We start from the raw sequence: 261 nt of genomic DNA on the forward strand, positions 1-261 counted from the left end.
CCTGGGGCGTCGAACCGGCCAAGCTGCACAGCCACCTGCATGAGCTCGGCCCGCAGCAAGCAGCCAACTTTATTCGCCAGCACAGCCAACTGATCAACCAGCTAGCCACCGTCAGCGCCCTGCTCGGTTCGGAGAACCACCCCGTTATCTCGACCCACGCCGACGAGCTAAAAGAGCGCAGACAGGATTACGGACAGAACAAAAAGCCCGCCGACTATCTGGAGAGCTTCCAAGACTTCATCCACAATCAACTCAACCAGT

1 protein-coding gene is annotated in these 261 nt (G+C 58.2%); it reads left to right on the plus strand.

What is annotated here, in order from left to right; genetic code table 11:
- Positions 1-261: hypothetical protein (locus SB771_RS35285; protein ID WP_410722077.1), on the plus strand; the 261-nt coding region annotated here is incomplete at both ends.

It is taken from the genome of Burkholderia sp. SIMBA_051, from assembly GCF_046534915.1.
Classification (GTDB): Bacteria; Pseudomonadota; Gammaproteobacteria; order Burkholderiales; family Burkholderiaceae; genus Burkholderia; species Burkholderia ambifaria.